This is a genomic window from Streptomyces sp. NPDC020597, assembly GCF_044335095.1.
In the GTDB taxonomy this organism is placed as follows: domain Bacteria; phylum Actinomycetota; class Actinomycetes; order Streptomycetales; family Streptomycetaceae; genus Streptomyces.
On sequence record NZ_JBIRUL010000016.1, the window covers coordinates 134,070 to 153,523 of the forward strand.

Consider the following 19,454-nt stretch of genomic DNA (forward strand, 5'->3'; position numbering starts at 1 on the left):
GATGAAAGGGTTGAAGCACTGGTGGCAGCAGCACCCATGGCGTGACGACCGTGGGGAGACCTCCCTCCAGATGGCGATCATCTTCCCGTTCGTGCTCCTCGCCACGGTGGCCGTCATCCAGGCCTGCATGTGGTACTACGCACGGCAGATCGCTCTGACGGCTGCGCGCGAAGGACTCGCCGCGGCCCGCTCGTATCACTCGAGCCCCGCCGACGGTGCGGCACGCACCCGGGAGGTACTCGCACGCACAGCGGGCGACAGCCTGCTCGGCTACAGCATTTCGGCCGGCAGTGACGGGCAGCGGGTGCGGGTGCAGGTCTCCGGGACGGCCATGTCGATGATCCCGGGCATCTCCGGTCTGCAGGTCACCCAGTCGGCGTCCGGTCCCGTGGAACGCTGGACGGGATCCCAAGAGTGAACCCCGTCCGCTGCAAGTTCTCCTGGGCGCGCAGACTCCGCGGCGACGAGGGCAGCGCCGCCATCGAAGCAGCCGTCATCGTCCCGTCGCTGATCATGTTTTTGTGTCTGGCGATCGCCGGCGGCCGCATCGTCACCTCCGGCTCGAAGATCGACGCTGCTGCGGAGGATGCGGCCAGGGAAGCCTCCATCCACCGCACGACGGCGGCAGCCCAAAGTGCCGCGCATGCGGCGGCCGGCGAATCCCTCAACGATCAGGGCATCACGTGCGCGTCGACGTCCGTCAGCGTCAACACCGGTGGCCTCAACGTCCCCGTTGGCCAAGTCGGCACGGTCAGCGTGACGGTGACCTGCACGGTCAGCTTGTCGGACCTGCTGCTGCCCGGTGTGCCCGGGGCGCGCACGCTGACGTCGACGGCGACCTCGGTGGTGGACCGGTACCGGCAGCGAGGTCAGTGATGCTCTGGTCGAAGAAGGGATTGAGGCGGGTGCGGCGGGACGACTGCGGTGGCGTCACCGTGTTCGTCGCCGTCTGCGTCCTCGCGCTGCTCGCCGTCATCGGTGTCGCCGTCGACGGCGGCAGCAAGATGCGCGCCACCGAGCGCGCCGACTACATCGCCGGCGAGGCCGCCCGGGCGGGCGGGCAGGCCATCGATCCCGCCGACGCCATTACCGGCACCGCCATCGTCGTCGACCCGCTTAACGCCCAGGTGGCTGCCCAGGCGTATCTGCGCTCCGTCGGTGCCACCGGAACGGTCAGTGTGTCCGGCGACGGCAGGACCCTCTCGGTCACGGTCACCGGCTCGTACGACACGAAGTTCCTGTCGGTGGTCGGAATCGGCTCGCTGTCGGTCGTCGGTCAGGGCACCGCCACCCTCCTGCACGGCGTCACCGCTCCCGAAGGAAACTGATGCCCACCACCCCCTCCCCCGCCGCGGCAGTGAGGCGCCTGGCCGGTGCTCTCCAGGCGGTGCTGAGCCTGGTCATCTTGGCCGCCGCCGTCGTGGGCCTGCCGCTGCTGCTGGCCTTTGCCACTCCGCTCATCTGGGCTTCCACACGCGACGACCTCAGCCACCTGCTGGACCGGCAGGACACGGGCGCGGCGTTCTTGCTGCTGCTGGTCGCGGTGGGCTGGATCGGATGGGCGCAGTTCAGTTGCTGCGCGGTGTGTGAGCTGATCGCGCAGCTGCGGGGCCGGACGTGGCGTGCCCCGCGTGGGATGGGCGTCTCGCAGCGCGCCGCGGCTGTGCTGATCGGCAGCGTCCTGGTGCTGCTGCCCGCGAGTTCGGCCCTGGCCTCGGATGCGCAGGCCTCACCGGCCGCCTCTGGCGTCCGCGTTCCGGGTCCGTCGGCGGGGGCCTCGCCGGCCGCCGAAGCGGAGCGGGCCGCGGCCACCGGCACGCCGGCTGCTCGTGCGTCGTACACCGTGCGCGAGGTGCGGCCGGCGGAGAGTCTGTGGGGCATCGCCGAGCGGGAGTTGGGGGACGGCGAGCGGTGGAGGGAGATCGCGAGCCTGAACGAGGGCCGCGTCATGCCCGACGGCGAGGTCTTCCAGGCCAGCAGCTTCCTGCGGGCCGGCTGGCAGTTGGAGCTGCCCGAAGGCGTCGTGGGGGCGGACGGTGTCCGTACGCAGCTCGGGAACGGTCCTGCGGCCCCTGGCGGGGGAGGCGAACACGCGGTCACGGTCCGCTCGGGCGACTACCTGTCGAAGATCGCAGAGGAGGAACTGGGCGACGGCGACCAGTGGCCCACCTTGTTCGAGGCCAACCGGGGCAGGCCGCAGCCGCACGGATTGCCCTCGATCACCGATGCGGACGTCATCTATGCAGGGCAGCAGATCATGGTGCCTGCCAGTCACTCAGAGCAGCATTCTTCGCCGCCAGTCGGGGGCAGCGGCGCGGCCGGCAGCCAGGAGAGTGCTCCCCCGCCGGTTCAGACGCCGCAGGACGGCGACACGTCAGGCGACGACCCGGGCGACGGTCAGGGATCCGTGCCAGGCCAGGTCACGAAGCCGGCGCGGTCGTCGGCGCCCAGTGTCTCGAGCAGCAGGGCTGGGGCGCAGCCCGGCCAGGGGCATTCTGCCCCTGGGGCGGCTTCGGCGACTGCGCAGCCGAGCGTCGGCGCCTCGTCGTCTTCCGTCTTCTCGCCGGGCCCAGGTCCGGGTGCGGTGTCAGAGTCCGGTGCTGCTTCCTCTCCCGGCGCCACCGCGTCGAAGACGCCGGCGTCGGCTCCGGGAGAGGGGCCGTTGGTGCTGCGTTCGGTGCTGGGCGCCGGTGCGCTGCTGGCCGCCGCCGTCACGGGCGCGCTCGCCCTGCGCAGGACACTGCAACGGCGCCGCCGCAAGCCGGGCGAGACGATCGCCATCGCGCCGGAGGCCTCCCCCGCGGAGGCGAAGCTCGCGGCGGCCGCTGCACCGGCCGGCGCCGTTCGCCTGGACGCGGGCTTGAAGACCATGGCCCACCAGAGCACCCGGCAAGCGGGCAGCATGCCGGCGCTGCGGGCCGCACGTATCAGTGCCCGCAGGGTGGAGGTCCTTCCCGAAGATCTCGTCCAGGCGCCGCAGGCGCCCTTCGTCTGCGGGCAGGGCGGCTGGTGGGTCCTGGACTCCGGGGCCGTCGTCCTGGACGAGGAGGCCGTCCGCGAGGCGCCGGCGCCCTATCCGGGACTGGTCACAGTCGGCAGCAGCGAAGCAGGCGACCTGGTGCTGCTCAACCTGGCATGGGCGTCCGCCGTGCTGCTCGACGGCAATCCGGTGCACATCGCCGAGGTGTGCACGTCGCTCGCCCTGGAACTCGGGATGAGCCCGTGGGCGAGCGAGGTCGAAGTCGTCACCGTCGGATTCGGCGAAGAGCTCCCGCAGCTGCTGCCCACGGCCCGGATCGCCCACATGCAGCAGGCTGCGCACGCACTGCGCGATCTGAGCGAACGGCTCCTCGAAGCCCACCAGATGCCCGAGACCAGGCACCAGCCCTACGTGCTGCTGTGCGCATCGTCCCTGGATCCCGACACCGCATGGGAGTTCGCCGACGTCATCGACAAGGCGGGGACCATACCCGTGACCCTGATCGCCCCGGCCAGCACGGCGGCCGCGCACTTCCCCGAGGCGCAGATCCTCAACGCCTCCCTCAGCACGCCACAGCACCTCGACTCCATCGGCACCGAGATCACGCTCCAGCGCCTGGAGCACGCCGCATACCTCCAGATCACCACCGCACTGCGGGTATCCGCGCAGCCGGCCCACCCCGCTGAAGGCCCCTGGCAAGACGTCCCGGCGGAACCCGACGACATGGCCCGAAGCGAGCAGGCCGAACGCCCAGAGTCGCTCGTGCCCACGGCCAACGCGGGCACGAGCACGGTGACACGGCCAGCAGACGCGAGCGGTGAGATTTTCCCCGCCCTGCTCGCCGCCAGCACCGAACCGGCCGGACTGCCTGTGCTGCCGGCCACCGCGCCCGCGGCCCAGGCCAAGGAGCGCCAGAACCCGGGCACCGAGACCTCGGCGCCCCAGGGCACAGAGGGATCCGAGCCCACGCCGGGCAGCGAGCACGCCCCTGCGGTGAGCACAGCACAGGAGGGTGCGCACGAGTGCGCGGCACATGACCCGCACACACCGCAGATCCGTGTGCTGGGCCCGGTGGAGGTGACGGGCGTGGACAGCACCGGCCACGGCCCGCGGATGGCACAGCTTGCCGCGTTGTTGTACTTCAGGCCCGGGCGTGGCGCGGATGCCGTGTGCGGCGACATGGATCCCGTCAGCCCGTGGGGGCTGAGCACGCTCAATGCCCGGATGCAGGGCCTGCGCCGCTGTCTGGGCAGCGACCCGGACGGCCATCCCTACGTGCCGCGCCGCACGTCCGGCGAGGACCCCTACCGGCTCTCCCCCGCGGTGCCGTGCGACTGGAGCTGCTTCCTCCAGCTCGTGAAACGTGCTCTCCCCCTGGGCCCGGCCGGCCTGCCCGAACTGGAGAAGGCGCTCACCCTGGTCCGCGGCAAGCCGTTCGGGGGCTCAGCGCCGCCCTGGGCCGAGCCTCACCAGCAGGAGATGATCACGCGGATCATCGACGTGGCGCACACCGTGGCCACCCACCGCACCGCCACAGGCGCGCACCACGACCTGAGCGCGGCCCGCGCGGCCGTCACGATCGGCCTCACCGTCGACGACACCGCGGAACTCCTGTATCGGGACTGGTTCCGGATCGAGCACGCGTCGGGAAATCGGCAGGGCCTGCACACCGCCATCACACGCGTCCAGCAGGTCAACCGGGCCTTGGACTGCTCACTGGAGACGGAAACCGAACAGCTCATCGCCACCCTCCTCCACCCAGGCAACCGGCCATGAACCCACCCGCCGTGCGCACCGTCCCTCCCGCACCCCCCACACCGTCCTCCCGCACCCCGCTGGCCGCCCCCACCACAGGCAGCCGCCCAGCCGGGTCCGCCACGCCCACACCAGCACAGCAACAGCCAGGTGCCACCCGTCGCACAGCGCGGCAAGCCCCGTGGCGTACGGCCTCCCCGCCCGCCCACGGCCCCCTCCCCCCGGGCGCAGCCATCCGCGTTCTCATCGGCGTGGTCGTGACCGGCGCCGTGATCATCGCCGGCATCGGCTTCGCCGGTTCGTACGCGGCCGTCCGTGAGCTGGCCCTGGAGAAGGGCTTCGGGAACTTCTCGTATGTGTTCCCCATCGGCATCGACGCGGGCATCTGCGTCCTGCTGGCCCTGGATCTGCTGCTGACGTGGATCCGCATCCCGTTCCCGCTGCTGCGGCAGACGGCGTGGCTGCTGACCGCGGCGACGATCGCGTTCAACGGTGCGGCGGCCTGGCCGGATCCGCTCGGCACGGGCATGCACGCGGTGATCCCGATCCTGTTCGTGGTGTCGGTGGAGGCCGCCCGGCATGCGATCGGCCGGATCGCGGACATCACGGCGGACAAGCACATGGAGGGCGTGCGCATCACGCGCTGGCTGCTCTCCCCGGTGCCCACCTTCCTGCTGTGGCGCCGGATGAAGCTGTGGGAGCTGCGCTCCTACGACCAGGTGATCAAGCTGGAGCAGGAACGTCTCGTCTACCGGGCGAGGCTGCGTTCGCGCTTCGGCCGTGCCTGGCGGCGCAAGGCGCCGGTGGAGTCGTTGATGCCGCTGCGGCTGGCCCGTTACGGCGTCCCGCTCGCACAGACCACCCCGGCGGGCCTGACAGCCGCAGGTGTCGAGCCCGCGCTGCCGCCCCCGGTACCGTCCCCCGGGCCGGCACCCCAGCAGCAGCTGACGGCCGGCCCCGACGCCGCACAAGACGTCGCGGCCGCCGACAGGACACCCCTGCGAGAGCGCGTGCAGGCATCCACCCCGCAGTACCCCGAACCTCGCCCACCACAGACGGCCACCGGGCACCGCAATCCGGCTCGGGCCGGCACAGCGGCACCGCCAGCCGCTGCACCCCGCCCATCACAGAGCGCACACCAGGACAGTGCTGTCTCCCGCCCGTCCACAGCCCCGACCTCTTCCCCCAGCCCCACCCCCAGATCACGACCGACCACTGTCGACCGCTACTACCAGGCCTGGACCGACTTCCACGACCAGCACCAGCGATACCCGGACGCAGCCGAACTCTCCGCCCATCTCGCTGACCACGGCGTCTTGGACCGCAGCCAACAACCCATCAAACCCAAATCTCTCTCCCGCTACCTCCTCCAATTCCGCCTCTACACGACATGGGCCCAGCACCGCGCCACCACCCACACTCCTGACCTGCACCGCATCACCCAAGAACTCACCGACCACGGCATCACCGCCCAATACAACAAACCCCTCCGCCCCCACCACCTCACCCCCCACCTCCACGCTTTCGAACAACGCTGGCGAATCCTCAACCCCGACGTTCCCTGACGACCGCGAAGATCATCCCCAACGGAATGCCGAAAACGCTGTCCGGTCAGAGGGTGGGGATCGCGAATTCGACCCACATCGGGTAGTGGTCGGAGATGCGCCACGACAACTCGGTCAGGGTGAGATCGCCCTGCAGTTCGGGCACGAAGTCCACGTGGCCGCCGGCGCCGGCTTCCAGGGTCAGCACCGGCCTGCGTTTCTGACCCTTGGTGAACCAGGCGATCTGGTCGTAGAAGTGCTCCGCTCCAAGGTCGTCGAAGACGGTCCGCGGGAGTCCCGCCAGCTGCGGGGCGGGGACCAGGCCAGTGGAGGTGAAGGCCTTGAACAGCGGGTCGTCGGCGCGGTCGATGTTGAAGTCTCCGAGCGCGATGAGGTTGTGGTCCCAGCCGAACTCGCGCTCCGCCCAGTCGGCCAGCCAGTTCGCGATCGCCTGCAGTTCCGGAACCCGCTCGGCAGCGCCCTTTCCGTAGAGGACGTGGAGGGTGACCAGGGTGAACGTCTGGCCGCGTGAGAGGAAGCTGACCGCATAGGGGGTGCGGGCGAACTGGCGGTCCAGTCCGCCCGCCGGGAGGCCTGCGTCCTTCTCGAGGGGCACCACCAGTTCGCAGGCCAGCCCGGACGGTTTGACCCGCCGCGTGTCGAACAGGAACGCCAGTCGTTCGTCGTTGCCAGCCTTGCCTTCGGTCACGTCGGTGAGGATGAACGCCCAGTCCTCGCCCAGCACCTTCATCAGGTGCCGCAGGGCCCGCAGGTTCCCGCGCACCTCCTGCACCGCGACCACGTCGAACCGGCGCACCACCGCGGCGATCAGGTGCACATCGGTGAAGTTCCGCGTCGGCGAGACGCCCTCAGGGCTCGTCCAGGCCTTGGTCAAGCCGGAGAACGCCCGCAGGTTCCAGGTCGCGATCCGCAGGCTCGTCCCCAGGTTGGGCGGCACCAGCGCATCGAGGGCCTCCTCCCAGCGCGAAAGCCGCACGGCAACCTGGTGCGGCGGCGCCAAAACGTCAGGTTCCGTCGGCACGTGGACCTCCCTGTCACAGCTGCCTATGCACCGAGAATCGGATGACTTGACACACCAGGCAATAGCCCACCGAGGTGACCGCCAAGCCGGAGAGAGGAGACCGGCCCATGGAGGGCAACGAGAGGGGAGCCCAGGTGTTCCGCATGCGCTTTATGCAGCGCAGTCGTGCGTCGCCCAGGGCGTTACGGGCCTTGTCCGCGGCGCTGTCGCCCTTTTCGTGCCAGCCCCATTTCACGTCGGATCCGTAGGTGAGCACCATGCCGTAGGGGCGGTTGTTGACCATTTGGACGTCGAGAACGCCAACGCCGTCCTCGTTTTGGGAGCAGCTTCGGACGGCGACGGCTGCATCGCTGGTTACGCCGTTGAGTGAGGCGACCCAGCCGGGCGGATTGCCGGTGCAGCGGGGGGCTCCTGCGCGCCTGCCGGGCACCCTCCGCCGCCGCTCGTGGATCGTGTGTCTGGTGCTCAAATCAGGCCCTGCGGACTGGACGGGTCGAGCCCGATCCTGGCCGTGAGGCCCTCGAGGAGACCGTGTTTGGGGCTGCACAGCCCTTCGACCCCTAGATGCTCGTGGACGCCAGGTCAGCGGTCCCTACGATGCGAAACGGCTCAGTCCCCAACAGCTGACGTGCCCGACCTTCCCATCGGCTTCGCCCTGTGCGAGAGGATCGACCGCAACCGCAAGCCGGTGCGGCTGGTTCACGAAGGCGCGGCACTGGAGCGGCCGGACGACGCCTGACCGTAGGAACACGTGAGATGAGGACGAGCGGTGACCGGGTTCAAGCTGCGCGACCACCAGGTCGAGGCCGTGGCCGCCATCGTGCGGGGCCTGGACATCCCGCCTGGAGGGATCCCGGCGAACGGGCTGCGTGGGCAGGTGCACGCTGCGTGCGGGACGGGGAAGACCGTCATCGCCGCGGCGGCGGCCAAGCGGATCGCGCCCAGGGGACGCCTCCTGGTGCTGGTGCCGACGCTGGACCTGCTGACCCAGACCGTGCGCGCGTGGCGCGCGGCCGGCCACCACGGCCCGGCGGTGGCGGTGTGCTCGCTCCATGACGACCCGCAACTGTGGACCCTGAAGGTCCGGTGCACCACCAACCCCATCCAGCTGGCGCTGTGGCACGGTGCCGGACCGGTCACCGTCTACGCCACGTACGCCTCGCTCGGCGTCCTCGAGGAATCCTTCGCCGGCGTGTACGGCCAGCAGCTCTCCCCCATGGACCTGGTGTGCGTGGACGAAGCCCACAGGACCAGCGGATCGATGGGGAAGGCGTGGGCTGCCGTCCACGACCAAGTCGCCATCCCGGCGGCGCGGCGGCTGTATCTGACGGCGACGCCGCGGATCTGGCAGGAGCGCCCTGCGCACTGGGAGGTCGCCGAAGGGGTACGGGACGCGCTGCCGGAGGAGCTGGCGGCCTCCATGGACGACGAAGACGTCTTCGGCCCTGTGCTGTACAAGCTGTCCCTGGCGTCGGCGGTCTCCCGTGGCCTGCTCGCCCGCTACCAGATCATCGTCATGGAGCTGAGGGATCCGGTCGTCACCCCGCAGCGGCTGATGGGTGAGGAGCGGCGCGGCGAGGAGGTGCGCGGGCAGCGGCTCGGGGCACTCCATGCGGGGCTGCTGCGGACCATGGCCGAGCACAGCCTCAGCACATGCATCACCTTCCACCACCGGACGATAGAGGCACAGGCCTACGCCGAGGGCCTTCAAAGCGTCGCGGCGAAGCTGCACGTCGATCAGCCGGAGAAGTACCCGGCGAGGACCTGGGCCGAGTGGCTGTGCGGGGAGCACGACCCGGAGCACCGGCGCACAGTCCTCGCAGAGTTCGCCACCACCGTCCGGCGGGCCGTCCTGTCGAACTGCCGCGTCCTGGGCGAGGGCGTCGACATCCGGGAGGTAGACAGTGTCGCCCTCCTGGACCCCAAAGGGGCGCCCCACGACATCGTCCAGGCCATCGGCCGGGCCCTGCGGCAGCAGCCGGGACAGAGGAAGCTGGCATCGCTGATCGTGCCCGTCTTCCTCCAGTCGGGCGAGGCGCCCGAGGACATGTTCACCTCCAGCTCGTACCGGCCCCTGGTACAGGTTCTCCAAGCTCTTCGGGCTCATGATGAAGAGGCCGTTGAATTGCTTGCGATTCCGCAGGAGCCTCAGAAGGCTTTCGTGGAGCAGTCTGTGAGCATTGGTCAGGCACCCGGGGAAGGCGAGGAAGAATCACGTCTGCTGCTGCGTTTTGCTGCTCCGCGTGATCCGGTGATGGTCGCGGACTGGGTTTCCTTCAACGTGATCGACACCGAGCGGCAGGACTGGGCGCGCGGCTACGCGGCGCTGCGGCGGTACGTGGAGCGGACCGGGGACGCCCTGGTTCCCTACGGGCACCGCGAGGGCGCAACGCCGCTCGGGCAGTGGGTGGCAGAACAGCGACGTTCCTACAGGGCGGGGCAGATGACCGGCCAGCGGGCCCGCCGGCTCGAGCAGCTCGGCATGGCCTGGTCCGCCGTGGATGGACGCTTCCAGGAGAACCTCGAGGCGGCGAAGGCGTACTACGACCAGCACTGGAGCCTGTGTGCTCCGCGGCCCGCGAAAGCCCTCGGCAAGCCTGTCGGGCAGTGGTTGAGCAATTTGCGGCGCCCCGGTGCGCTGGACGGCCACCCCGAGTGGAAGACGGCGCTGGAGGCGGTCGACGAGGACTGGAACCCGGCATGGCCGGCGGAGTGGCAACGCCACTACGCCGCACTGCGCGAGCTGGTCGCCGACGAGGACCAGGTGGACGTCCTGCCGGGCGTCACCGTCCACGGGATGGACGTCGGACGGTGGGCCGCGCGGCAGCAGGAACACGCGGTGTGGCACGGACTGATGGACGGCCAGCGCGAACGCCTCAAGGCTCTCGGGTTCGCTTCCCAGCCCGCGGTCCCCGAGACGGCCGCGAAGGCTTCCGGGGCGGCCTCCGGCACCTTCGAGCGGGGCGTAGCAGCCCTCGCCCAGTACAAAGCCCGCACCGGGACCGTAACCGTCCCCAGAGGACACGTTGAGCGGCTGGAGGACGGGTCGGAGGTGCAACTCGGAGTGTGGATCATGAATCAGAAGACCCGCCGGGCCAAGCTCACCACCGGCAAGCTCCAGGCGCTGGCCGACCTCGGGCTCGAGTGGGCCCGGCAAGGCTAAGGAATGGGATAAGTTTGTGGTTAAGTGAGCCTGGTGGAGAAGGGTGCGGGGTCATGGCATCTGAGGAAGAGCTGTTCGCGTCCGTCGACGCTCTGCTGAACGAGGAGCCGCACCTACCGCCTCCGGCGGAGCGTGCCCGGCTGCGTGAAGCCGCCGGCATCACCCAGGCCCGCCTGGCCACCGCGCTGAAGACGACGACCCAGTCGGTGAAGAACTGGGAGAACGGCCGCAGCGAGCCGAAGTCACCGCGCCTGGACGCCTACCAGCGCCTGCTGAACGGGTGGGCGGCGAAGTACCCCGCCCCCGGCGCAGCCCCGGCTGCCGCGACCGCGCCGGCTACGTCCGGCGAACCTGCCGCGCCCGCGCCCGCGGCTGCGACGGCAGACACCCCGCAGGCACCCGCCATCGCAGCCGCGGCGCCGGCACGGCCCGCCACCCCCCGGCCCGCCGCTGCAGCGCGGCGTCCGGCCGTGAAGAAGGCGGCGCAGCCCGCAGCCGACCCGCGCTTCCCCCACGGGCCGCTCGCCGTGCTGGACGGTGACGGCTCCGCCTACGGCGCCGGCGGCATCGTGCTCGACTGCCCTGCGACCACGGTGGTGGAACTGGTGGAGTGGACGCTGCGCGCGTCCGGCCTCGGCGCGCCGAAGCTGAACCGGCACGGCAAAGACTCCGACCCGCTGATCGTGCTCACCGCCGCGGCCGCCGTGACGCTCGGACTCCCCGAGCGCCTGGAAGGCCACGAGCAGCGCCGCTCCCTACGCCTGCCGGAAGACCACCCGGTGGTCAAGCAGGTGGTGCAAGCGAAGTGGCGGCTCACCCAGCGCGGGTTCGGCCCGTGGGCAAGGATCTACCGCAAAGCCCAGGGCCGTGAGCGGCAGTGCGTGCAGCTCGCCATCCTGTCCTGGGACGCCCTCGACGAGCGGTCCTGGCCCGGCGTCACGGAGATGGAACCGGCCGACGTCGCCCGCGTCCTCGGCATCTACGCCCAGCGGGTCATCACCCCGCGCGGCTCCACGGCCGTGTCCGGGCTGGAGCTGATGACGGCGCTGCGGCCCCCCACCCGCGCGGTGCAGGACCCTGCCACCGGCAGCTGGATCGCCGGCCACAACCCCGGCTCCCTCGGCACGGAGCCGATGGACCCCGCGCCGCCGGAGGCCACCCCCGAGCACCCCGTCGTCGTGGAATCCGGCTGGAGCGGCGGGTTCCTCAACGAGGAGGCCTACCAGTGGGTGCGCGACGTCAGCCTGCTCACCGATGAGGAGTGCACGCTGCCCTACGCGATCGGCCTCGACCTCAACACCGCGTTCCTCGCCGCCGCCGCCCGCCTCGTCGTCGGCCTCTCCGCCCCCGACCACTTTCACGCCCCGGCGTTCAATCCGAAGATCCCCGGGAGCTGGCTGGTCGACCTCTCCCATGTCGAGGTGGACCCGCGTCTGCCCTCGCCGTTCACGCCGGACGGCACCCGGCCGACGGGGCCTGCCTGGTATCAGACGCACACCGTCGCCTACGCCCAGGAGCTCGGCTTCAACGTCCGCCCGCTCGAGGCGTACCTGCGCCGCGAGACCGGCGCCTACCTGGACCCGTGGCACGACCGGCTGAAGGAGGCGTACGTCGACACCCTCGCCGACCTCGGCGTCACCAAGGAGCTCACGGACGTGGAGTTCCTCGCGGCGATGGAACGGCACAAGGACGCCGACCCGGCCATGGCCGCGGTGCTGGCCGCCATCAAAGCCACCGTCAAGGGCGGCATCGGCAAGCTGCGGGAACGCCCCCAGGGCAAGCGCTACAAGGAGGGCGAGCGGTGGCCGGCCCTGCAGCGGCCGACCTGGCGCCCCGACATCCGTGCCGCCGTCATCTCCAAAGCCCGGGTCAACATGCACCGCAAACTGCGCAACATGGCCACCATGACGGGCCTGTATCCGCTCGCCGTACTCTCCGACTGCGTCGTCTACCCCTCCCCCGGCGCCTCGCCGCTGGACTTCCTGCCCTATGCCGCCTCCGGCAAGCCGCAGCCCGGCGCCTTCCGCCTCGGACCCACCCCCGGCCTGGCCAAACTCGAAGGCGTCCAGACCATGCTCTGGGCCGTCGACCTCATGGAACAGGGCCACAACCCCGCCCGCCACATCAAAGGCGGCGACGCCGTCCACGACGAAGGCGAGTAGGCGCTGTGGGAGAGATCGACGACGCCATCGAACGCGCCGACCAGGAAGCCTTCACCCGCCAGCCTCCCAAGACACTCCAGGCACGTATCAACTTCCTGATGAAGCAGCTCAAGACGACCAAAGCCGTTGCTCAGGCGATCGGGGTCAGCCAGCGGTCAGTGGAGCGCTACCGCAGAGGCGAACGCAAGCACCCGCCCCAGGCCATCGCAGACCGGATCGACGCCGCCGTACGGCAGCGATGGCAGCCCCAGGTCCGCAGGCGCCGGCAGAAGCAGGCCGCCACCACACACGGGATCACCGTGGAGACCAGGGCGCGGTTCGGGTACACCGCGCCCGTCGGCACCACCGACGACGGACGCTTCCGCCGCCTCACCGTCCACCTCCCCCCCACCTACGCACAACGCCTCTTCGACGCCCGCCACGCCGGAGCCGGCGACCAGGAGATGCGCGCCATCATCGCCGAAGGCTTCAAAGACGTGTACTTCCAGGACAGCGGCAGCCGCGCCATGGGGCTCTCCGACGTCACCCTCAACGACATCGACTACCTCGACCTCGACTACTGACCCCCGAACCTCAGCCCGGTCGCGCCACCCATGTGACTGATTGGCACTGTCACGTTGGCTGACCGGTGGGATGATCTTCTGGTTGATCAGCCTGGGAAGGGTCGTCCGTGGGGAGCGCGTCGCTGTCGTACAAGGGGCACCGGTACCCGGTCGAGGTCATCTCCCACTGTGTGTGGCTGTACCACCGCTTCCCGCTCAGCTTCCGCGAGGTCGAGGAGCTGATGCTCGAGCGCGGCGTGACCGTCTCCTACGAGACGATCCGCCGCTGGTGCGCCAAGTTCGGGCAGGCCTACGCCAACGCGCCGACGAGGTCTTCATCAAGATCAACGGCGAGCGGAAATACCTGTGGCGGGCCGTCGACCAGGACGGCAACGTCCTGGTGCAAAACCGGCGGGACAAGGCCGCGGCCAGGCGTTTCTTCCGCCGCCTGATGAAGAGGACGGGTGCGGTGCCGCGGGTGGTCGTCACCGACAAGCTCCGCTCCTACGGCGCCGCCCGCCGCGAGGTCATGCCCTCCGTCGAGCACCGCCAGTTGGCTTTGTTCGCAGCAGCAGCGTTTGTCGATGAGTTTCGGCAGCGGTGGGTCATCAGCCGGCTCGCGGATGCTCACGAGAAATGACGGCGGTGACGTGCCGCTGGGGCAGACGGACGATGGTGCGATGATCTGTTCGTGGTGACAGATGCCGAGTGGGCTCGGATTCGGAAGGACCTGCGCTTCGGGCAGGTCTTCGAGGGCACCGTGGTGAAGGTTCCCCGGCTCGGTGCGCTCGGGATCTTCGTGGACATCGGCCTGAGCGTCGGAGGCTTTGTCGACGTTCTGCTGCTGCCGAGCGAGGGCGAAGACTGGCCAGCGGAGGGCACGGTTGCCGATTTCGAGATCTGGTGGGCAGACAGCCGTCAGCAGATCCGACTGAAGCCGTCCGACTCTCGATATCTGCGGACCGACTTCACAGACTTCGTCGAACGCTTCCGTCCCAGTTGGCCTGCCGACGTCGGCCAGCCCGTTCGTGACCCGGAGCCTGTCACCCCCGACGAGTTGCGGGTTCTGCTTCGCTCCGATGGGTCGTCGGCCGACTCCCCCTGAGACTGGAGAAGCGGCCGACGCTCCCAGCGGAACCTAGCTGGCCGCGGCTTCGGCGCGGGCTCGGGTGCTGGCGAGGCGGTAGGAGTCGGTGCCGGTCTCGATGATGGTGCCGTTGAAGGTGAGGCGGTCGACGATGGCCGCGCAGAGGCGAGGGTCGGTGAACGTCTTGGTCCAGCCATCTGGGGCTGGCACTTGTTCCCTCACAAGAGTTGCCGCTGCCACCTGGCCGTATCCCTGTCTGGCGGTCCTCGTTGGTTCTCGCGGTGGCACCCCGGTTTTGCAGGTGCTGCCTTGACCGTTCAGGTGCGAGGAAGGTGTGCCGATGGCCGAGGCGAGACTCCAGGTCATCGCGGGTGGGGCCGTCCCGCAGGAGCCGCTGACGGCGGATCCGTGGCAGTTCCAGGCGGCGTGCGTGGATGCGTTCATCGCGTCCTGGCGGGCCCGCGGCTTCAGCCCGGTGACCATCGACAACGACATCGGCCTGCTGGAGCGGACCCTCACGGCTCTGGGACGGCCCGCGTGGGAGGTGACGCCTGAGGACATCGACCGCGTGGTCGGTGACCTGGCAGTCCAGGGCCGCAAGACGTCGACCCGGCGCGAGTATGTGCAGACCTTCAACGGGCGCTGTCACGTTGCTGGGTGGGTAGGTGTCTGATGGTGCGTCGTGGCGTGGTGGAGCCCGGTTCCGGGCTCTGCTCAGGCTGCGGTGGCGAGGTCGGCGACTCCGGTGATCTGCTCCCAGATTGCGAAGCGGACGGTCATCTCGGCGCGGTAATCGTGTGCGGGCATCAGGTGGCGGCGGGGCCGGAAGTGGGGCGAGATGCCGCTGAACGCGGACAGGAACCGCTGGGCCCCGCCCACGGAGCGGAAGCCTTTCATCGCGCGCTCGCGCTGCCTAGTTGGCTGGTGGCTGTTCTCGGCCCGGTTGTTGAGGTATTTCGACTGGCGGTGCTCGACGGAGGGCATGACCTCGCGGTGGGCGGCGCCGTAGGAGCGGAGCTTGTCGGTGACGACCACCCGCGGCACCGCGCATGTCTTCTTCATCAATCTGCGGAAGAAGCGCCTGGCCGCGGCCTTGTCCCGCCGGTTCTGCACCAGGATGTCCAGGACGTTGCCGTCCTGGTCGACGGCCCGCCACAGGTATTTCCGCTCGCCGTTGATCTTGATGAAGACCTCGTCCAGGTGCCACTTGTCACCGGGCCGTGGCTGCCGGCGGCGCAGCGCGTTGGCGTAGGCCTGCCCGAACTTGACGCACCAGCGGCGGATCGTCTCGTAGGAGACGGTCACGCCGCGCTCGAGCATCAGCTCCTCGACCTCGCGGAAGCTGAGCGGGAAGCGGTGGTACAGCCACACACAGTGGGAGATGACCTCGACCGGGTACCGGTGCCCCTTGTACGACGGCGACACGGCCCCCACAGACAACCCCCTCCAGCATGATCTACCAGAAGATCATTCCACCGGTCAGCTAACGTGACAGTGCCTCCGGGAGGGCGCGAGGCGGATACTAGCCGCCGCACTGGAAGCTAAAGTCAACTCCTATATAGCCGAGTTGGCCGATCAGCGGGATGAGCACGGGCACCGTCTGGTGGTTCGCAACGGCTATCACCAGGCGAGGAAGGTCACGACCGCGGCCGGGGCGGTCGAGGTGAAGGCCCCGCGGGTCAACGACAAGCGCGTCGACGAGAGCACCGGCGAGCGCAAGCGGTTCTCCTCGGCGATCCTGCCGTCGTGGTGCCGCAAGTCCCCGAAGATCAGCGAGGTGCTGCCCCTGCTCTATCTGCACGGCCTGTCCTCCGGCGACTTCGTGCCCGCCCTGGAGCAGTTCCTCGGCTCGACGGCCGGCCTCTCACCGGCGACGGTCACCCGCCTCACCCAGCAATGGCAGGCCGACCACGCCGCGTTCAGCGAGCGCGATCTGTCCACCAGCGACTACGTCTACGTCTGGGCCGACGGCATTCACCTGCGCATACGCCTGCGCGAGGCGAAGTCGTGCGTGCTCGTGCTGATGGGCGTACGCGCGGACGGCACCAAAGAGCTGATCGCCATGAGCGACGGCTACCGAGAATCCGCCGACTCGTGGGCCGAACTGCTGCGGGACTGTGCACGCCGGGGCATGCACGCTCCCGTCCTCGCCATCGGTGACGGCGCACTCGGATTCTGGAAAGCCCTGGCCGAGGTGTTCCCCGAAACCCGGCATCAGAGGTGCTGGGTTCACAAGATCGCCAACGTCGCGAACGCCCTGCCGAAGTCCACCCAGCCCGGCGCGAAGAAGGCCCTGCAGGAGATCTGCAACGCCGAGGACCGCGACCACGCGCTCAAGGCCGTCGCCGGGTTCACCAAGACCTACGGCGTGAAGTTCCCCAAGGCCGTCAAAAAGATCACCGACGACGTCGACGAGCTGCTGGCGTTCTACGACTTCCCCGCCGAGCACTGGATCCACCTGCGGACAACCAACCCGATCGAGTCGACCTTCGCCACGGTCCGCCTGCGGACCAAGGTCACCCGGGGCGCCGGCAGTCGGGCCGCCGCCTCGGCCATGGTCTGCAAACTCGTCGAGTCCGCACAGCAGCGGTGGCGAGCCGTGAACGCACCCCACCTCGTCGCCCTCGTCCGCGCCGGAGCCCGCTTCGAACGCGGCCTCCTGGTCGAGCGGCCCAAGGCAGAGGCGTGATGCACGAAAAACGCCGACAGGGGCGGTCATGGTCGCGGAACAACCGCGGCTACGTTCTCCTCAAGGTGGACACCGTCGAGGACGACGCCTGGATGTCCCAGCCAGAAGCCGCCCGCCACCTGGGCGTCACACTCATCCGGGTCGGGATGCTCATCGCCAACCGCCGTCTGATAGCGGCGGAGAACCCGGCCGGCCAGGCTGGAGTCACAACCGCCAGTGTTCAAACCGAGGAAACCTGGCGAGCGAACGCAACAAAGAGAGCGAAGCTCACCCGCCTCCTGAAGGACACGATCAACTGGTTCTGATCACTGATCCACAAGTCTTGACGATGGCTCGCGCCGAACGCCACCATCTCGCTGATGGGGTACCCCCTGCTGTTCAGCCGCACACAGGCCTGCTCGACGCTGGTTAGCGCGTCTCAGCGTGTCATCCTGAACAACATGGCCCAGTACTTCGAGCACGAACAGAGCGAGCTCGCCGCCTCCATGTACGCGCAGGGGGTGCGCTACCGGTGCCCGCAATCGGCGTTCGAGGGCAAGCGCATCTGCGACACACCGGAAGGTATCAACGGGGTGGTGGCCGGGCCCAACGGTGACGGCGACTTCCACCGTCAAGATGCCAGGACACCAATGTGCTGGTGGTTCTGGGGGGACAACTGCCTCAGCCGGGAGAGCTACCACCCGAACAAGACCGGCATCAGCGCCTACGCTCAAGCGTTCATGACTCTGGGTCCCGCCTCGCTCAGACACGAGAACCGATGAGTCAGGCTTCCTCTGCCGGCACCCCGCCGCGGATCCACCGGGGCGGGGTGCCGGCCCCCGGCTGCATGGTGGTCCTAATGGCGCCCATCATCCTCGTGCTGCTCGCCGCCGGAACGCTCATGATCATGGCCCACCGCCAGGACAGTGCCAACAAGCGCCACGAGAAAGAGGCACTGCAGCAGATTGCCAGGCACACAGAGTCGTACCAGGACACCATGCAGAGCGAGGCCCGGAGCAGCTCCCCCAGCCAGGCACGGACGCGTGCCACCGCTCAGCGGAATTACGGCACCCTCGTCTCCTACAAGCCAGCAGACGGGTCGCTGACCACCGTCGTCAAGTTCTACGCCCCCTATGAGGACACGAGCTTCTTCGGCACCTCTGTCTCACGCACGTACCGCTGCTACTCCTTCCTCTTTCAAGTCGGTGGCGGGGGAGCACCACACCGGACGATGCTTCCCCTCAAGAACTGCACTCCCGCCTGACCTGATCCGGACGGTCCGGCACTGCGGGTGCCGATAAATCATCCGGCCTGGTCAAGCGGCATGTTGGTACTCGTGGAGGGTTCCGCCGAGTCGGTCTCGTCGGTGGACTTCAAGGTGCGTGGTCTGCTCTGTCAGCCTGATTGGTTCGGACAGTGGACGGAGCGGCGCGGCTTGGCCCAGGGTTCGGTGCGGGCGGTGCCCGTTGTAGAAGGTCTCGAATTCGCGAAGCGCGTGCATGAGGTGCCTCTGGTTCCAGATCAAGGTCCTGTCCAGTAGTTCGTGCCGGCAGGTTTGTATCCATCGCTCCATGATGGAGTTCATCCGTGGTACTCGGATACCGGTGGTGATGACCTTGAGACCGGCTCGGCCAGCACTTCGTCGAAGGCCTTCGTGAACTTCGAGTCGCGATCGCGGATCATGAACCTGGCCCTGCTGCCCGGCTCTTCGAGGTCCATGACGAGGTTGCGGCCGAGTTGCACGACCCATCGCACAGTGGGGTGCGCGGTGGCGCCGAGGATCCGGATGCGCCGGGTGGAGTGCTCGATGACGGCGCAGACGTACAGGCGGGCTCCGGTCAGGGTTCGGGTCTCGAAGAAGTCGCAGGCGAGCAGGGCGTCGGCTTGGCCGCGCAAGAAGTCGGCCCAGGTTGAGTTCTGTCGTTCGGGCGCGGGCGGGATGCCGTGCTCCTTGAGGATCTCCCAGACGGTGGAGGCGGCGACCGTGATGCCCATGGCTGCGAGTTCGCCGTGGATTCTGCGGTAGCCCCATGAGGTGTTCTCGTGGGCGAGGCGCAGGACCAGCAGGCGGATGGAGCGGAATGTGGGCGGACGCCCGCGTCGCTTGGGCACACAGGTCACGGCATGGCGCCGTTTGAGCAGGTCACGGTGCCAGCGCAGGAGCGTCTCCGGGCGTACCAGGAGGAGCAGGTGCTGCAGCTTGTTCACCGGGAGGTGGTGGAGCAGGCCGGCGAGGACTGCTCGGTCAGTGTCGGTGAACGCGGGCTTGCCGACCTGGCGCTGAAGGACGAGCAGTTGGTGACGGAGGGCAAGGATCTCGATGTCTTTGTCCCGGTCGCTCATCGGCAGCAGGCGCAGGAGCGCGAAGGCGTTGGTGGCCGCGAGATAGGCCAGGCGTAGCAGCACGACAGATCATGATGCCGTCCGCGTCTGTCCACGTGAAGACATCGGAGTTGTTGGCGAGCGCGGCCTGAAGGGTCAGTCGATCAAGGCCTCCACCTGGGTGGATGA

15 protein-coding genes and 4 pseudogenes are annotated in these 19,454 nt (G+C 69.0%); 15 read left to right on the plus strand and 4 right to left on the minus strand.

The genetic code is table 11. The features are described 5' to 3' along the window. Position 1 precedes the first annotated feature (1 nt). The 5 genes from ACH4ZA_RS25905 (at position 2) to ACH4ZA_RS25925 (ending at position 6,300) form a co-directional block, all read left to right on the plus strand. Positions 2-418: a TadE/TadG family type IV pilus assembly protein gene (locus ACH4ZA_RS25905; RefSeq protein WP_398431857.1), complete on the plus strand. Its 417-nt coding sequence runs from the start codon at positions 2-4 to the stop codon at positions 416-418. Continuing rightward, positions 415-876 (plus strand): TadE/TadG family type IV pilus assembly protein, encoded by a 462-nt coding sequence (locus ACH4ZA_RS25910; protein WP_398431858.1) that lies wholly within the window; start codon positions 415-417, stop codon positions 874-876. The genes ACH4ZA_RS25905 and ACH4ZA_RS25910 overlap by 4 nt, the downstream gene beginning before the upstream one ends. After that, complete coding sequence (locus ACH4ZA_RS25915) at positions 876-1,328, plus strand: TadE/TadG family type IV pilus assembly protein (protein WP_398431859.1); 453 nt, start codon at positions 876-878, stop codon at positions 1,326-1,328. The genes ACH4ZA_RS25910 and ACH4ZA_RS25915 overlap by 1 nt, the downstream gene beginning before the upstream one ends. After that, entirely contained in the window at positions 1,328-4,756 is a 3,429-nt protein-coding gene (locus ACH4ZA_RS25920) for a hypothetical protein (RefSeq protein WP_398431860.1), read from the plus strand. Before ACH4ZA_RS25915 ends, ACH4ZA_RS25920 begins: the two co-directional genes overlap by 1 nt. Before the next feature lie 230 nt (positions 4,757-4,986). Beyond that, complete coding sequence (locus ACH4ZA_RS25925; protein ID WP_398431861.1) at positions 4,987-6,300, plus strand: DUF2637 domain-containing protein; 1,314 nt, start codon at positions 4,987-4,989, stop codon at positions 6,298-6,300. A 46-nt stretch (positions 6,301-6,346) separates the two neighbouring features. Here ACH4ZA_RS25925 and ACH4ZA_RS25930 read toward each other — a convergent pair whose 3' ends face one another. Then, on the minus strand, positions 6,347-7,321 hold the full coding sequence (locus ACH4ZA_RS25930; protein ID WP_398431862.1) for an endonuclease/exonuclease/phosphatase family protein: 975 nt from the start codon (positions 7,319-7,321) through the stop codon (positions 6,347-6,349). A gap of 769 nt (positions 7,322-8,090) precedes the next feature. Here ACH4ZA_RS25930 and ACH4ZA_RS25935 point away from each other — a divergent pair. The 5 genes and pseudogenes from ACH4ZA_RS25935 to ACH4ZA_RS25955 all read left to right on the plus strand — a co-directional run bounded on the left by ACH4ZA_RS25935 (position 8,091) and on the right by ACH4ZA_RS25955 (position 14,293). Beyond that, positions 8,091-10,484, plus strand: coding sequence for a Helicase associated domain protein (locus ACH4ZA_RS25935; RefSeq protein WP_398431863.1), 2,394 nt, complete (start codon positions 8,091-8,093; stop codon positions 10,482-10,484). A gap of 53 nt (positions 10,485-10,537) precedes the next feature. Beyond that, complete coding sequence (gene tap / locus ACH4ZA_RS25940) at positions 10,538-12,646, plus strand: telomere-associated protein Tap (protein WP_398431864.1); 2,109 nt, start codon at positions 10,538-10,540, stop codon at positions 12,644-12,646. 5 nt (positions 12,647-12,651) lie between these two features. Then, on the plus strand, positions 12,652-13,209 hold the full coding sequence (gene tpg / locus ACH4ZA_RS25945; protein WP_398431865.1) for a telomere-protecting terminal protein Tpg: 558 nt from the start codon (positions 12,652-12,654) through the stop codon (positions 13,207-13,209). A 107-nt stretch (positions 13,210-13,316) separates the two neighbouring features. Further along, positions 13,317-13,738 (plus strand): annotated as a pseudogene (locus tag ACH4ZA_RS25950) (IS6 family transposase); the annotation flags it as partial. 141 nt (positions 13,739-13,879) lie between these two features. Beyond that, entirely contained in the window at positions 13,880-14,293 is a 414-nt protein-coding gene (locus ACH4ZA_RS25955) for a hypothetical protein (RefSeq protein ID WP_398431866.1), read from the plus strand. A 33-nt stretch (positions 14,294-14,326) separates the two neighbouring features. Here the strand turns inward: ACH4ZA_RS25955 and ACH4ZA_RS25960 are convergent. After that, positions 14,327-14,470: pseudogene (locus tag ACH4ZA_RS25960) on the minus strand (ATP-binding protein); the annotation flags it as partial. A 145-nt stretch (positions 14,471-14,615) separates the two neighbouring features. Between ACH4ZA_RS25960 and ACH4ZA_RS25965 the strand changes: the two are divergent. Beyond that, a complete protein-coding gene (locus tag ACH4ZA_RS25965; protein ID WP_398431867.1) occupies positions 14,616-14,948 on the plus strand; it encodes a hypothetical protein in 333 nt (110 codons plus the stop codon). Between the two features lie 41 nt (positions 14,949-14,989). On the opposite strand, the gene ACH4ZA_RS25970 is transcribed toward ACH4ZA_RS25965, so the two are convergent. Continuing rightward, positions 14,990-15,709, minus strand: coding sequence for an IS6 family transposase (locus tag ACH4ZA_RS25970; protein WP_398431868.1), 720 nt, complete (start codon positions 15,707-15,709; stop codon positions 14,990-14,992). Positions 15,710-15,767: 58 nt separating this feature from the next. Between ACH4ZA_RS25970 and ACH4ZA_RS25975 the strand changes: the two are divergent. From ACH4ZA_RS25975 to ACH4ZA_RS25990, 4 genes and pseudogenes are all read left to right on the plus strand, one after another. Further along, positions 15,768-16,964, plus strand: a pseudogene (locus tag ACH4ZA_RS25975) (IS256 family transposase); the annotation flags it as partial. Positions 16,965-17,029: 65 nt separating this feature from the next. After that, positions 17,030-17,269 (plus strand): DNA-binding protein, encoded by a 240-nt coding sequence (locus ACH4ZA_RS25980; protein WP_398431869.1) that lies wholly within the window; start codon positions 17,030-17,032, stop codon positions 17,267-17,269. 54 nt (positions 17,270-17,323) lie between these two features. Beyond that, positions 17,324-17,725, plus strand: coding sequence for a hypothetical protein (locus tag ACH4ZA_RS25985; RefSeq protein WP_398431870.1), 402 nt, complete (start codon positions 17,324-17,326; stop codon positions 17,723-17,725). Positions 17,726-17,802: 77 nt separating this feature from the next. Continuing rightward, positions 17,803-18,207: a hypothetical protein gene (locus ACH4ZA_RS25990; RefSeq protein ID WP_398431871.1), complete on the plus strand. Its 405-nt coding sequence runs from the start codon at positions 17,803-17,805 to the stop codon at positions 18,205-18,207. A gap of 51 nt (positions 18,208-18,258) precedes the next feature. Here ACH4ZA_RS25990 and ACH4ZA_RS25995 read toward each other — a convergent pair. Further along, positions 18,259-19,349, minus strand: a pseudogene (locus ACH4ZA_RS25995) (integrase core domain-containing protein). Positions 19,350-19,454 lie beyond the last annotated feature (105 nt).